The organism is Paracidobacterium acidisoli (assembly GCF_003428625.2).
Taxonomy (GTDB): domain Bacteria; phylum Acidobacteriota; class Terriglobia; order Terriglobales; family Acidobacteriaceae; genus Paracidobacterium; species Paracidobacterium acidisoli.
This window is the reverse complement of sequence record NZ_QVQT02000002.1, coordinates 859,729-874,375: the sequence shown is the minus strand read 5'-3', so window position 1 is coordinate 874,375 and position 14,647 is coordinate 859,729. Positions and strand designations below refer to the sequence as shown.

11 protein-coding genes are annotated in these 14,647 nt (G+C 56.6%); 7 read left to right on the top strand and 4 right to left on the bottom strand.

The window, feature by feature from the left end; genetic code table 11:
• The 5 genes from D0Y96_RS07390 to D0Y96_RS07370 all read left to right on the top strand — a co-directional run.
• The coding region (locus D0Y96_RS07390; RefSeq protein WP_286676377.1) for a DNA methyltransferase at positions 1 to 1,784 on the top strand (1,784 nt) is incomplete at its 5' end.
• A 23-nt stretch (positions 1,785 to 1,807) separates the two neighbouring features.
• The gene (locus D0Y96_RS07385) at positions 1,808 to 3,886 is read left to right on the top strand and encodes a 3'-5' exonuclease (RefSeq protein WP_117298663.1); all 2,079 of its coding nucleotides are present in this window, start codon (positions 1,808 to 1,810) and stop codon (positions 3,884 to 3,886) included.
• A gap of 211 nt (positions 3,887 to 4,097) precedes the next feature.
• Positions 4,098 to 4,388, top strand: coding sequence for a helix-turn-helix transcriptional regulator (locus D0Y96_RS07380; protein ID WP_117298662.1), 291 nt, complete (start codon positions 4,098 to 4,100; stop codon positions 4,386 to 4,388).
• Complete coding sequence (locus tag D0Y96_RS07375; protein WP_117298661.1) at positions 4,385 to 5,662, top strand: type II toxin-antitoxin system HipA family toxin; 1,278 nt, start codon at positions 4,385 to 4,387, stop codon at positions 5,660 to 5,662. The genes D0Y96_RS07380 and D0Y96_RS07375 overlap by 4 nt, the downstream gene beginning before the upstream one ends.
• A gap of 136 nt (positions 5,663 to 5,798) precedes the next feature.
• Positions 5,799 to 6,980, top strand: a complete 1,182-nt coding sequence (locus tag D0Y96_RS07370) for a hypothetical protein (protein ID WP_117298660.1) — start codon at positions 5,799 to 5,801, stop codon at positions 6,978 to 6,980.
• 6 nt (positions 6,981 to 6,986) lie between these two features.
• Here the strand turns inward: D0Y96_RS07370 and D0Y96_RS07365 are convergent, their stop codons facing one another.
• On the bottom strand, positions 6,987 to 7,163 hold the full coding sequence (locus D0Y96_RS07365) for a hypothetical protein (RefSeq protein WP_158562290.1): 177 nt from the start codon (positions 7,161 to 7,163) through the stop codon (positions 6,987 to 6,989).
• Positions 7,164 to 7,181: 18 nt separating this feature from the next.
• Between D0Y96_RS07365 and D0Y96_RS07360 the strand changes: the two genes are divergently transcribed.
• Positions 7,182 to 8,762, top strand: coding sequence for a thiamine pyrophosphate-dependent enzyme (locus D0Y96_RS07360; protein WP_199480202.1), 1,581 nt, complete (start codon positions 7,182 to 7,184; stop codon positions 8,760 to 8,762).
• 86 nt (positions 8,763 to 8,848) lie between these two features.
• Positions 8,849 to 9,757, top strand: coding sequence for an NADP-dependent oxidoreductase (locus D0Y96_RS07355; protein ID WP_117298658.1), 909 nt, complete (start codon positions 8,849 to 8,851; stop codon positions 9,755 to 9,757).
• 57 nt (positions 9,758 to 9,814) lie between these two features.
• Here the strand turns inward: D0Y96_RS07355 and D0Y96_RS07350 are convergent, their stop codons facing one another.
• The 3 genes from D0Y96_RS07350 to D0Y96_RS07340 are packed head-to-tail and all read right to left on the bottom strand — an operon-like array spanning position 9,815 to position 14,632.
• Positions 9,815 to 10,312 (bottom strand): hypothetical protein, encoded by a 498-nt coding sequence (locus tag D0Y96_RS07350; RefSeq protein ID WP_117298657.1) that lies wholly within the window; start codon positions 10,310 to 10,312, stop codon positions 9,815 to 9,817.
• On the bottom strand, positions 10,309 to 12,648 hold the full coding sequence (locus D0Y96_RS07345) for a tetratricopeptide repeat protein (RefSeq protein ID WP_252263541.1): 2,340 nt from the start codon (positions 12,646 to 12,648) through the stop codon (positions 10,309 to 10,311). Before D0Y96_RS07345 ends, D0Y96_RS07350 begins: the two co-directional genes overlap by 4 nt.
• 55 nt (positions 12,649 to 12,703) lie before the next feature.
• Complete coding sequence (locus D0Y96_RS07340) at positions 12,704 to 14,632, bottom strand: CRTAC1 family protein (protein WP_252263540.1); 1,929 nt, start codon at positions 14,630 to 14,632, stop codon at positions 12,704 to 12,706.
• Between the last annotated feature and the right edge of the window lie 15 nt (positions 14,633 to 14,647).

Below are 14,647 nucleotides of genomic sequence, written 5' to 3'. Positions count from 1 at the left end.
CGCGCCTTGCGACGTCAGATCAGCTGACGTCGCAAGGCGCGCCGTTAAAAATAGATGGGGAGCAGTTCACTTTTAGAGGCAGATATTGGTCACCGCCTGCGGGGCTTCACTGGAAAACAACTGTGCCGGGGCTTGGTCGCCTCAACAAAGCCGGACGTGTCATTGAAGAAGGAAAGTCTATTCGCTATGTCCGTTTCATGGATGACTTTGCAATAAATCCACAGATCAATGTATGGCTGGATATAGGTGGAGTCCAAAGTCGTACAGACCCGAAGGTGTATGTTGTCCAAACTGCAACAGAAGCAATTAAGCGTTGCATCCTGATGACGACCGATCCTGGTGATCTTGTCCTTGACCCTACCTGCGGTTCAGGGACCACTGCATATGTGTCCGAACAATGGGGACGCCGTTGGATTACCATTGATACTTCGCGCGTAGCTCTGGCACTTGCCCGCGCCCGCATCATGGGAGCGCGTTATCCCTACTATTTGCTTTCCGATTCTCGTGAAGGTCAGGTGCAGGAAGCGAAGCTGCATGCACGCATTCCATCTGAAACAACTACGCATGGAAATATCCGGCTCGGTTTTGTCTATGAGCGAGTGCCGCACATCACGCTCAAATCCATCGCCAATGACGCCGAGATCGATGTCATTTGGGAGGAGTATCAGAAGACGCTCGAACCTCTGCGCGAGAAGCTGAATGCCGAACTGAAGCAGCGCTGGCAGGAGTGGGAGATTCCTCGTGAAGCGTCCGAAGGCTGGAGTAAGGAAGCCAGGTCCACACACTCTGCTTGGTGGGAGGCACGCATCGCTCGCCAGAGGGCCATCGACGCTTCCGTTGCTGCTAAGGCCGAGTTTGAAAACCTCTACGACAAACCTTATGAGGACAAGAACAAGGTTCGCGTCGCCGGGCCGTTCACGGTGGAGAGTCTTTCTCCGCATCGCGTGCTGGCCGTAGATGAGAACGAAGAGCTGATTGAGACTCCGGGGCAGAGCGATAGCGGCATCCGCGATGTGCAGGACTTTGTTCAGATCATTCTCGACAACCTGAAGAACTCCGGCGTGCAGCAGGCACACAAGGAAGACAAGATCACGTTCACCTCACTGGCTCCGTGGCCGGGCAAATACATCTGCGCTGAAGGCCGCTATACGGAGGCCGACGGCACGGAGCGCCGCGCTGGCATCTTTATCGGCCCGGAGTTTGGCACCGTCACCCGCGAGGACTTGGTTGTAGCTGCACGCGAGGCCGGGGATGCAGACTTCGACGTGCTGATTTCCTGCGCATTCAGCTACGACGCGCATTCCGCCGAGATGAACAAGCTGGGCCGCATCCGCGTGCTGAAGGCCCGCATGAACGCCGACCTGCACATGGCCGAAGACCTGAAGAACACCGGCAAGGGCAACCTGTTTGTCATCTTCGGCGAGCCGGACATTGAGATTCAGAATGCCGCAGGCAGTCAGATCACTGTAAAGGTTCGCGGTGTAGATGTATTCCACCCAAGCACCGGCGAAGTCCGCAGCAACGGACCTGATGAGATTGCCTGCTGGTTCATCGACACGGACTACAACGAAGAGAGCTTCTTCGTCCGTCACGCTTACTTCCTCGGCGCGAATGATCCATACAAAGCGCTGAAGACGAGCCTGAAAGCGGAGATCAACGAGGACGCCTGGGCAACACTACGCAGCGATACATCCCGCCCCTTCGACAAGCCTGAGTCCAGGCGCATTGCAGTCAAGGTCATTAACCATTTGGGCGATGAAGTGATGAAGATTTTCCGGGTGTAGTTGGAATCATTTGAGGGAACAGCATGGAATTTCGGATCGCGGACACATTTACGGACAGTCTTGGCCGTCTGACCGGCGACGAGCAGAAGGCCGCAAAGATGGCCGCGTTCGACCTGCAATTGAACCCGACACATCCGAGCATGAGCTTTCACAAGCTGGACAAGGCAAAGGATAAGAATTTCTGGTCGATCCGCGTGACCAGCGACATCCGGCTGATCGTCCATCGCAACGATACCAGCCTCCTGCTGTGCTATGTCGCCCATCACGATGATGCCTACCACTGGGCCGAGCGGCGGCGGATGGAGACGCATCCGAAGACCGGTGCGGCGCAACTGGTGGAGATTCGGGAACGCGTTCAGGAAATCACAGTTCCGAAATATGTCGAGGAAGAGCAGGTAAGGCCGAAGCGCAAGGCATTGCCGAACATCTCCGAAGGCACGCTGCTGAACTACGGTGTCCCCGAAGAGTGGCTGTCGGAAGTGCTAAACGCCAGCGAAGATGACCTGCTAGAGATTGCTGGGCATCTTCCGGCGGAGGCCGCCGAGGCGCTGCTGAATCTTGCCACGGGCATTCGCCCGCCATTGCCGGAGCCGGTGGCTCCAGGCACTAATCCGTTCGAGCACCCGGATGCGATGCGCCGCTTCCGTGTGATGAAGAATTCTGAAGAACTGGCTTTGGCGCTGGACTATCCGTGGGAGCGCTGGGCTGTCTTCCTTCATCCCGAGCAGCGCAAACTGGTGGAGAAGAAATACAACGGCCCGGCGCGCGCCTCTGGCACCGCAGGCACGGGAAAGACGATTGTTGCGATACACCGCGCCGCGTATCTGGCCCGCACGCACCGCGATGCGCGTGTCCTGCTCACGACATTCTCCGTGCCGCTGGCGAATGCGCTGCACACGAAGCTGCGGTTATTGTTGACCAACGAACCCCGCCTCGGAGAGCGTATCGAAGTTTATTCGATGGATGCCATCGGGCGACGCCTGTATGAACTGAATATCGGCAAGCTGAAGATCGCGACCAAAGCGCAGATTGCGGAACTGCTGCGACAGGCATCGAAGGACGCCGAGGAGCATAAGTTCTCGCTGCGGTTCTTGACGACGGAGTGGGAACAGGTTGTCGATGGATGGCAACTGGACTCATGGGAAGAATACCGCGACGTGAACCGCCTCGGACGCAAGTCGAGACTCCGCGAAGAACAACGGAAGCTTCTATGGACGATCTTCGAAGCCGTCCGCGCCGGACTCCGTGAACAGAGAGTCATTACGGCGGCAGGGATGTTTAATGTTCTTGCCCGCCACTATGCAAACGGTGCGGCACCGCCGTTCGACTTTGCCGTGGTAGATGAAGCGCAGGACATCAGCATTGCTCAAATTCGCTTTCTTGCCAGCATGGCCGGAGGAAAGCCGAATGGGTTGTTCTTTGCAGGCGATCTGGGGCAGCGCATTTTCCAGCAGCCCTTCTCGTGGAAGGCTGCGGGCGCGGATGTACGGGGACGGGCTACGACGCTGAAAATCAACTACCGCACGTCGCACCAGATTCGCACTCAGGCAGACCGCTTGCTTGATGCGCAGATTGCCGACGTGGATGGCAACGAAGAGAGCCGCAAGGATGCGGTATCGCTCTTCAATGGCCCCAAGCCGGACATCAAAATGTATGCCTCTCACGAGAGAGAAAGCGAGGGCGTAGCCGAATGGCTGCGTCAGCTCGCCAAGGCAGGGCTTCAGCCTCACGAAATCGCATTGTTTGTGCGCTCGGCAGAGCAAATTGACAGGGCGACGAAGGCAGCGGAGTTGGCTGGCATCAAATACCGTGTGCTGGATGAGCATGTCGAAGTTGCGCCGGGGGTCCTGCCAGTATGCACGATGCACCTTGCGAAAGGGCTGGAGTTCCGGGCCGTCGGCGTGATGGCCTGTGATGACGAGGTGATTCCGTTTCAAGAGCGCATCGAAGCGGTTGCCGACGAAAGCGACCTTGAGGATGTTTACAGCACGGAGAGGCATTTACTTTATGTAGCCTGCACCCGCGCCCGCGATCACCTGTTTGTAACCAGCACGGAACCTGCGTCGGAGTTCCTGGAAGACATGGCCGCGCTCCCCAATTGAATTCTGATGCGGGACATCAGATGCGCCGGTCGATCAGGTGTTTAGGTCCCTCCAAAATGTCGAGTAACGTTTGGACGCAGGCCATGAATTCCACTTAGTTGGCCAGATCACGTGTCACCGAGCGGTTACAGTATGCAATGTAACCGATCGCTCTCTTTACATAATGTCACCGCTCGGTTACTCTTGTAGTGCAATGCAGGAGGCGCCGTCTATGAAAATACGGACTGCCGCAGATTTGGGCGCTTTTATCCGGGAACGCCGCGTCAAGCTGGGGATGGACCAAAGCGACCTGGCGGAAAAGGCGGGAACGAGCCGCAAGTGGATCGTGGAAGTGGAGCAGGGGAAGCCGCGTGCCGAGATCGGCCTTGTCCTTCGAACCCTTAAAACCCTTGGGGTTTCTCTGGACATAGCCGTTGAACGGACGCAGAAGGCATCTGCCGTCAGCGAACCTGGGAACGTGGACATCAACAATGTTCTCAACTCCCTGAAGAAACGCCCATGACGAACCAACTCATAGCGCTGCTGGATGGCCGGGAGGTCGGAACCGTCCATTACAAGGAATCCCGCCTCTCATTCACATACAGCGAGACGTGGCGGCACGACCCGAACGCGTATCCGCTTTCGCTCTCGATGCCTCTTGGTTCAGCGACCCACGGACATGCCCGTATAGAGGCTTTCCTATGGGGGCTGCTGCCCGATAACGACCGCGTTCTACAGAACTGGGGCAAACGCTTCCAGGTGTCGCCCAAGAATGTCTTCCGGCTGATTACCCATGTAGGCGAGGACTGCGCAGGCGCCATTCAGTTCGTCACTCCTGAACGGTTAGAAATGTTGATTGCGGAACCGGCTGCGCGGGAAGTGCAATGGCTGACGGAAGATGACGTGGCAGGGCGTTTGCGCACCTTGCGCGCCGACCATTCTGCATGGCGAGCCGCAAGCGATACGGGGCAATTCAGCCTTGCAGGCGCTCAGCCGAAGACGGCGCTTCTCTTTGAACGCAGACGATGGGGCGTCCCGTCGGGCCGTATTCCAACCACTCATATCCTGAAGCCACCGACAGGAGAATGGGATGGCCACGCAGAAAACGAGCACTTCTCGCTGCAACTGGCGCGTTCACTCGGCCTCATTGTGCCAAACTCCAATATCCTCCGATTCGAGGATGAGATCGCGATTGTCGTCGAGCGGTATGATCGTGCGCGCGTTGGGAACAGATGGGTGCGCATTCACCAGGAAGACATGTGTCAGGCACTTGGCCTGCACCCTGCGCGTAAATATGAAAACGAAGACGGGCCGGGAGTGCGAAAGATCGTGGAGCTGCTCCGGGAGCAGTCGAGCAGCGCGGATGAGGACGTTGCATCCTTCCTGGACGCCATTGCGTTCAACTGGCTGATTGCGGGAACAGACGCTCATGCCAAGAACTACTCTCTGCTTCTCGGCCAGAATGGAGCCGTGCGCCTAGCGCCTCTCTATGACCTGGCAAGTATCCTTCCATATCCCGCCGTGGAGATGAGCAAGGTGAAGCTCGCCATGAAGATTGGCGGGGAGTACCGGCTCCGAAATATTGGGCTGCGGCATTGGCGGAAGCTCGCCGACGAGTTGCGCCTGAATGAGGTGAAACTCATTGATCGACTCAGGACCATGGCCCAGGCTCTTCCGGATCAGGCGACAACGATCCAAGAACAGGTTGAAGGACAGGGCTTGTCGCATGTCACGATCACAAGATTGTGCACACGGCTTAAGACGCGAGCGACCGCTTGTCAGCGACTGCTGAAATAGAACGCACCTCGAATTTTCGATTTTGTTCGAAAATCGAAAACCGTGAATTCTGCTATTCGCGCCGCTTGCTCGCTCACCGCAGTTGCCGGATGTTGCCACTTCTGACATGATTAACGTCAAGTGAACGGGTTCTGCCATGCGATTTGCTCTTCCCCCAAGCCTTCGCATCGCTACCGGTTTGCTTTTGGCCGCCCTGCTGAGCATTGTCGGGTATCAAGTCTTCCTGCGCATATCTCATTCTCCAGAGGCGCTGCTGAAGCGAGCCGACGACTTGTCATGGCTCAATAGCTGGATCGCAGTGGCTCCGGTCTACCATCAAGCTGAACTCGAATTCATCAAGAAGGGCGATGCTTCACAAGCGCTCTATGCGCATGTCAGCCAAGTGCTGGCGCAGAGCGAATCCTCCAGGACAATCCCAAGCCAAATTGCGGAATTACGAGGCGATCTGAACCGGCCCGAAGCGAGCGATCCGGAAACCCGCCTGCGAATCCTTACAATTCTTGGGATGCTGGAAACAAACTACGATGCCGGCATGGCCCGCGATACCTGGTCGCAGGTTGAGTCGGTCTCACTTCGACAGCAGCATTATCTTCTCGCCTCGCACGCGATTGGTGAGCAGGGAATCGCGGCGTTCCTTCTTGGCGATTTTGCAGCCGCCAAGAAGGATGTCGAGAAAGCATGGATGGTGGCGAAGGTTGCCGATCCTGCTGCCCACATCCGTTATGCCAGCATGTACGGCACTGGTCTAGTTGAGCTTCGTAAATACAAAGAAGCGCTTGGCCCGCTGAACGAAGCGATCAAGGTTGCCAGCAAAACTCGCGATGCGGCCTATCCGTCGATTGCCGTTAATGCCAAAATCGAAGCGCTCAGCGGTATCGGCCAAAGTGACAAGGCACTTGCGCTCGCCGATGACGCAATGAAGAAGGTCGGGGCTCTTCGCCTGGCCGGTCACCTGTATGAGCTCTATAAGGTGCGCGCACGTGTCTACGAGGAAAAGAACGACTGGAAGGAAGCAATATCGGACCTTAGCCAGTCCGTTCAGTACGCTCGGCAGCTCTCCTATTGGCGTGGAATCACTCAGTCGGGCGGCCTGCTTGCGGAAGCACATCTACATGAGGGCAGCCTCCAGGCCGCACTAGCTCCAATCAACGAAGCAATCGATGCAAACAAGCATATCCCGGATGAACTGTATCAGGTGCCGAAGAATCTCGCTATCAAAGCACAGATTCTTGCGCGGCTAGGATACCCGATGTCACGTTGCTTGCTCGAACCTGGACTTCGAATGGTATTGGATTCGAAGCCCAGTAACCCGAGCTAGCTTGATTTATGCCGCGTGATGCGATGCCGTCTTCTTCGTTGATCCCTCGACCCTCTTGCCCTGATCCTCGCCGCCTGCGGCGGTTGGATTCACTTTTTTGGATAGAGACGTCAACTTCGCATCTGTTTCTTTCTCTTCTTCCAGCGTTTGTTCGAGCAGCTTCGGTTCATTCACGTCAGGCACGAAGAGGCAGCCGCATTCATGGCCTGTGCCTATGCAAAATTTACTGGCAAGCTGGGAGTATGCATCGCAACCTCCGGTCCAGGAGGTATTCATCTCTTGAACGGGCTATATGACGCGAAGATGGACCATGCGCCCGTGCTTGCGATCACCGGGCTCCAACACAGCGATTTGATCGGCACCTTCACTCAGCAGGATGTTGCTCTGGACAAGCTCTTCATGGACGTAGCGGTGTACAACGAGCGGATCATGAGCGGAGCACATATGGAAAGCGTGACCGACCTGGCGATCAGGACTGCGTTAGCTTCGCGCGGCGTCGCACACATCACCATCCCTGTCGATGTGCAGGTTCAGGAAATTAAGAAGGGCCAGTCGGAGCGAAACCCTGTTCATCACACATCGGCGGTGCCCGCTTACTTCGATCAGCTTCCGGCCCGAATCGAGCTGGAGCATGCGGCAGACATTCTCAACCGCGGAAAGAAGATTGCGATTCTAGCCGGCCAGGGGGCGCTCCATGTGACCCAGGAGCTGGAGGAACTTGCCGCGACTCTCGGTGCGCCCATTGTGAAAGCTCTACTCGGTAAGGCGGCCGTGCCGGACGACAGCCCTTACACCACGGGCGGGATAGGCCTGCTTGGCACCGAACCCTCACAGGATGCCATTGAAGCCTGCGACGCATTATTGATGGTGGGAACATCATTCCCGTATATCGAATTCCTCCCTGAGCCAGGCTCGATCAAGTGTGTGCAGATCGATATTGATCCACAACGCATCAGCCTTCGCCATCCAGCCGATGTTGGTTTGGTCGGAGATGCGAAAAATACCCTGCGGGCATTGCTACCCCTGCTTGAAAAACACGAGAATGGCCTTCTTGAGAAAGCTCAGAAGGGCAAAGCGGAGTGGCAAAAACTCATGGAGGAACGCGGTACCCGGACTGACAAACCGATGAAGCCCCAGGTCGTGGGCTGGGAGCTCGGAAAACGCATCCCATCTAACGCGATCGTCACCTCCGACTCCGGAACAATTACAACATGGTGGGCGCGTTATGTTCCCGCTCTGCGCGGCCAGAAACATAGTTGCTCGGGCAATCTCGCCACGATGGCATGCGGCCTTCCTTATGCCATCGCCGCGGCCGTGGCCTATCCGGACAGGCCGGTCTACTGCATCATCGGTGACGGCGGCCTGAGCATGCTGCTGGGCGAGTTGATTACGGTCGCCGCATACAAGCTCAACATCAAGATCATCGTCATCAAAAACAATACGCTGGGACAGATCAAATGGGAGCAGATGGTCTTCCTTGGCAATCCCGAATATGCGTACGACCTTTACCCGGCCGATTTTGTCACGATTGCCCGCGGTGCTGGAATGGACGCGATCCAGGTTGAAGATCAGGCAACATGCGGATCTCAATTGGAGAGTGTCATGGGACGTCCAGGTCCGGTTCTCATCGAGGCGGTTGTCGATGAATTTACACCGCCTATGCCGGCAAAGATCAAGGCCGGGCAGGCGCTGAAGCTGGCTGAGTCTCTAGTTCGCGGCGAGCCAAACCGCATGAAAATCGTGCTGACGAACGCGCACGATAAGGTTCGTGAACTGGTGTAATCACGCAAATGAGGAGCCGCCGCCAATATGACAATGTCGGACGTTCCGGTAGGAAAAGTGGATGTCTCCGCCTACAGGAGACAACGATGAAGGCAGTTCTGCTCCCTGCATACGGCGACGACAGCCAGCTCAAATATGAAGAGACCGATATTCCGGAATATGGTCATAACGAAGTTCTGATTCGTATCCGCGCCACCAGCATCAATCCGATCGATTACAAGATGCGGAGCGGAGCGGCAAAAGGTCGTTTTCCCGTCGAGTTTCCCGGGATACTTGGCCGTGATCTGGCAGGGGAAGTAGAGGCGGCAGGTTCTGACGTGTCAGGATTTCCGAAAGGAATGCGCGTCATGGCGCTCGCGAATGGAACATATGCCGAATACGCTGTTGCCAAAGCCGGCGTGCTCTCTCCGATTCCGGAAGCTTTGGATTTCCCTCATGCCGCGGCATTGCCTCTTGTCACTCTCACCGGTGCGCAGCTTATCGAGCGTGCGGTGAAGCCTGAAGCCAATCAGACAATTCTTGTAACGGGCGCACTCGGCGGTGTCGGCAGGACTGCTGTGCATGTTGCTCGCAAACATGGGACACGTGTATTGGCGGGTGTGCGCGCGTCACAGCGGGCAGAGGCGCAGGCGCTCGGCGCGGAGGCCGTCGTAGCTCTGGACGACGAGCAGGAGATCGCGAAGCTCCACGAACTGGACGCCATCGCCGACACAGTAGGCGGTACGACGATCGAGCGGCTTCTGAAAAGTATCCGCAGCGGCGGAGTTCTCGGCTCGGTGCTGGGCGTTCCTGAAGGAGCGAAGAAATATGACATCCGCGTGGAAGCCTTCACGGCACAACCCGATGCCTCGCGTCTTTATGAGCTCGCCGAAGACGTCGCGCGCGGGGAGTTCTCGATACCGATCGCTTACCAGCTGCCGCTGAGCAGGGTACAGGTGGGTCATCGCATGGCCGAGGCAGGCGGCGCAGGTGGAAAAATCATACTCATTCCCTGAAGCTCCGGAACCTCTCTGAACCGGAGCAGACACGAGTTACTTCATCAACAACGGCAATCAGTAAAGATTTCCCACCACCTGTCCGGCGGCGAGCTTTACTTTCTGTTCGAGAGCCTCCTGGGAGAAGGCCTTATCTTTTTCGCCGCCGCCGCTCACTCGTATCGTGAATACAGAATCGCGAACGCGGCCGATAATCTCCGCGGTGTACTCGTGGCCCCTGTTCTTCACCGGGCACAGCACCGCTTCATTCCCAACCGCGCGAAGCTCGTCTGCACTTCGGCCGCACTGCGTCTTTCGAGCCTGAAAGTCATGTTCTGCATTCTGCTTCTGTTCCACCGTAATTCTTAACTCGCGGGATATATCTTTTTCCCGGTACGTGAATATACAGGCGGTGGAGTTCACTTCGGGCGGTTTTTCCGCAGTTGAGCCTGCATCCCCTTCAAGAATTCCGGAGGCCGTGGCGGCATTGATCCAGGGACATAAAGTCTCCGCGCGGCAGGCGATCGACGACATGCAAATCGTAACCGCAATCAGGACAAATCGCATCTGCTTCACTGGGCTCCGCCTCCACTGGAGCCGTAGCTCCCCCCGCCGTAGCTCCCTCCACCGTAGCCGTGGCCCATGCTCGGATTCACCGGCTGGTCCTCATGCGGCAGGTCCGTGTACAGGTGCCAGGGGATTGCCTCATTCGCTATCTCCGGATGCTGCCGCAGGAAATCGAGAGAATATGTCTGAGAAACAGGATCGAATTTCTTCGTTACGAACATGGCTTCCTGTTCCGCGGATTCCTTCTGCATGCCCATGCGGCGATACAGGATGGCCAGATTGTAGTGGGCCGCCAGATCATCGGGATCGATCTGCTGCAGCGCCGTGAACTGCTCCAGTGCTGCGTCGTAATCATGCTTCTGGTAATACGAAATGCCCAGCTCACGGCGCGCATCGCGCGACTGCGGATACTGCCGGACCACTTCTTTCAGGTCCGCGATGGCCTGCTCCGGATGCGCCATCCGCCGTTCGATCAGCGCCGCGTAGTAGAGCGCCCGCGCATTGCCCGGACTGAGAGACAATGCCTTTTGGACAGCTCCCCACGCGGAGCCGTATTTCTCCCACTGGATATCGGTCAGCGCGATGTTGGTGTACGCATCGGCATAATCGGGCCGCAGCTCTTCGACTTTGGTAAATGCCTGAACTGCTTCCGCATACTGCAGCTCGTCTAGCAGCGAGATGCCAAGGTTGTTCCAGCGCATCCAGTCGAGGTTGTCCTGGGGGTTATGCGGCTGCGGATCATTCTGGCCTATATTCAGTACCCGGGTTCGCGACGTGATCTCCACGATGGGATAGGCCGGATGATCCTTTCCAAAGACATTGTCGATATAACTCTTGCGGAAGTGGCGGTAATTTACCCGCGCCGTAATCGTAACCGGGCCCCTGATGGAAGCGGGAATCCGAAACATGTAACGAACCAGAGTGGATCGGCCTGACTGCACGGTGTTGTCATAAGCCGCGGAGCGAATCGTCCACACTTTATGGTTGTCGACAAACTCGCTGTCCTTTGTTACCGGCCGATTGGTAAAGCTGTGGGCGCGCACGTCCAGCGTGCCGTCGGGTTTTACGTAGCCGCTGTGATAAATCTCCCGTCCCTTTTCGTCCTGAACATTGAATTCAACCCATGCCTGATAGAGATCCCTGACCTCAGGAATCAGGGAATGCCCAATGTTCTTGTTCTGGATAACCACCCAGGCTTCGACGACATCGTTCGGCGCAAGCTGAAAAGGCACAGAGCCGAGCGGAGCGATCAGTTTGTCTTCGCCGGCCTTCTTCAGCGCGAAGATATCGACATTCAGAAAGCTGCCCGAGCGCAGAAAGCGGATCGTTTTCTGCAATTGCTCATCGAACCCGTAATAAAAAGGAACGGCGCTGTTGCCTGCTGCCCAGCTATGGGAGGCAAAGGTTCCGTTTTTGGCGCCGTAATCGGGAAGCGTATTACGGGAGCGCGGCATATGGCAGTTCTGACAGGTGGCAAAATTTCCGGAATAGAATGTCAGCGGATTCCGCTTTGAAAACTTCGACATCTGCCACTCATCATATGTAGTGAATGCGCGCACGAACTTATAGTCATTCAGCGATTCCGGAAGATTCGCCTTGTGGCACGCCGCGCAGAATTCGGGCGTGCGATAGAAGTCCTTCATGACCGCCCGCGAGTGACGATCTGGGTGCGCAAGAATTTCGCTGTACGGCACTTCGCCGGGTATACGGTTTCCATTTTCATCGACCATCACCGCCGGAACGCCCATGATGTAACCGCCATTTCCATTGGTCGATTGCAGGCCCTGGATCGAGTGGCAGGTCATGCAGGTGAGCCCGTCATCATCGAATTTGCGGTCCACCAGGGAATTCTGAGTCAGGCCTCCGGAGAGAACGGCTATCGGGTTGTGGCAGCTGTCGCAGTGGCGAGTAAACTCGATGCCTTTCGTACGAATCAGGATGTTGACACTGTTGCGATAAAACGGAGTGCGAAATGAATTGGAATGCAGCGCCTGGCGCCATTGATGCCAGGCCTCCTGATGACAGTGCGCGCAATAGCTCGCGTTGGGGAACGCGCCCGGCTGGATAAATTCATCGCCCACAACTTTGGCACTTCCGGGGATAAACGGCTTGTCTTTGCCAAAACGGAAATTATAGGCATCGCTGATTTTTTCGGAGTAGTCTTTGCGATCCCCCTCCGGCTGAGCGCTGCTGGACGGGGCTTTGCCGTATGCATCCGGCTGCGCATTGCCGGATGAGGCTTTGCCATATGCATCCTGCTGAGGGCTACCGGATGAGGCGGAATATGCGGGTCCGCATACACACAGCGCACCGCCAATCATGAGAACCGCTGCAATCTTTTTCATGCACCTACCCTGGTGTCGTCGTTCATACCGGGAAAACAGCACTCCCTCACTGCGGCTATTTCTGCGAGCTGAGCTTTGCGGAGGTTTGGGCACGGCCAGCGGCTATCGCATCGTAGACGCTGGGCACCAGACCCTTTCCCTCCTCGATCATGAAATAGCGATCCACGCCGGAGAGCGAAACATGCTCCACTTTGCCATCCGGCCAGTTAATCTCAGCGTCGTTTACCGACGTGGCCTCACCCAGTCCGAAGTGAAGGCGCTGGTCGTTTGACGATTCATAGCTTCCGCCGCTCATCACGTCTGCGCGCTGACGAATTCCGCCTGCCGTGACGAATACTTTTGCACCGATGGCATCCCGTGGCCCTTTTGCTCCGCCCACAAGCGCGATCCCGATCCAGTGGTTTGTATCCGCGTCCACATTGCGCAGCAGGACCGGCGTGTGGTCGATGCAGTTAATGACCACATCGATCTTTCCATCGTTAAACAAATCGCCAAAGGCCGCGCCGCGCGCAGGAATGACATCGGCAAGCCCGGTTCCTTCTACCGCGGGAACAACCTCAAACTTTTTCCCGTGGTTGATGTTATGAAACAGCATAGGACGCTCGGCAAACGTGGTGCCCCAGTCATGCTGGTCCACCTGCGGGTATACGTGGCCGCTCACCGACATGATGTCCTTCCATCCATCATTGTCGTAATCGATAAACTCCGTGGCCCAGCTCAGGAACGGATACGTGACCTCGGCTATCCCCATCTGGGGCGAGATCTCTGAAAAATTGCCGTCCCCGTCGTTATGGAAGAGGGTCTTGTAGTCGTCGGAAAATGTCGTGGTGTAGATATCGACTCGCCCGTTGTTGAGATAGTCTCCCACGCCTACGCCCATGTTGGCCGTCTCACGCGCATCCTGATTCAGCGCAAAGCCCGAGGCATAACTATCGTCTTCAAATGTTCCATCGCCTTTATTGATGTAGAGATAATTCGGCGATGAGTCATCGGCGACAATAAGGTCCAGTTTCCCATCGCCATTGACATCCACAAACGTCGAGGAGAATCCGTAGCGGCCTTCCTTATCGCTGACTCCGGCCTTTTCGCTTACATCCGTGAACGTCCCATCGCCATTGTTATGAAAAAGGTGGTCGGGCTCGCCCTCCAGTCCGCGCGGGCCGCACATCACCTGCACGCCGCGGAACGCACAGAAGGTTCCGCCGACGGCGGGCGAACCGGACACCGGCGGATGCTGCATGTCGTAATGAACATATCCGGGAACAAACAGATCGAGCCGCCCGTCCCCGTCATAGTCGCCGAAGCTCGCTCCCGTGGACCAGTTTCCGAGCGTGACTCCTGCCTTTTCGGCAACATCGGTGAAGGTGCCGTTGCCGTTATTGTGGAAGAGGCGGTTTTTCCCGTAATTCGTCACATAAAGATCAGGCCAGCCGTCGTTGTCGTAATCGCCTACGGCGCATCCATATCCCCATCGGCCATTGGTTACACCGGCGCTTTCCGAAACATCGGTGAAGGTGCCGTCGTGATTGTTATGAAAAAGAGCCGCGTGCGGCGGTTCCGCTTTTCCTTCCTGCGCTTCGTACGTCGACCCGTTCACCAGATAGATGTCCAGCCAGCCATCATGGTCGTAATCGAGCAGGCAAACGCCCGATCCGGTCGTTTCAATGATGAAGGGCTTTTGCGGAGTGCCCATTTTGTGATGCCAGCCTGTCAGGCCTGCTTTCGCCGACACGTCCTCGAAAACGACCGGGCCAGTCTTGACGAATCCACCGGCGGTGATCGGGCGCTTCTCTGAATCGAGAATGGGGGCAAAGACACCTGCCGTCGCCGAGCCTCCCTGCTGACTTGTCTCTGCTCCGCCACCATAGAGCGGGGGCGTGGTCGGTTGTTGCCCGTACGCCTCGAAGGCCGCGCAGGAGGAGAACATCACGAGCAACGCAGCGACATAGTATTCAGGGAACTTCCGAAGCGAACGTAAAGGCATGAAGACACAATCCAC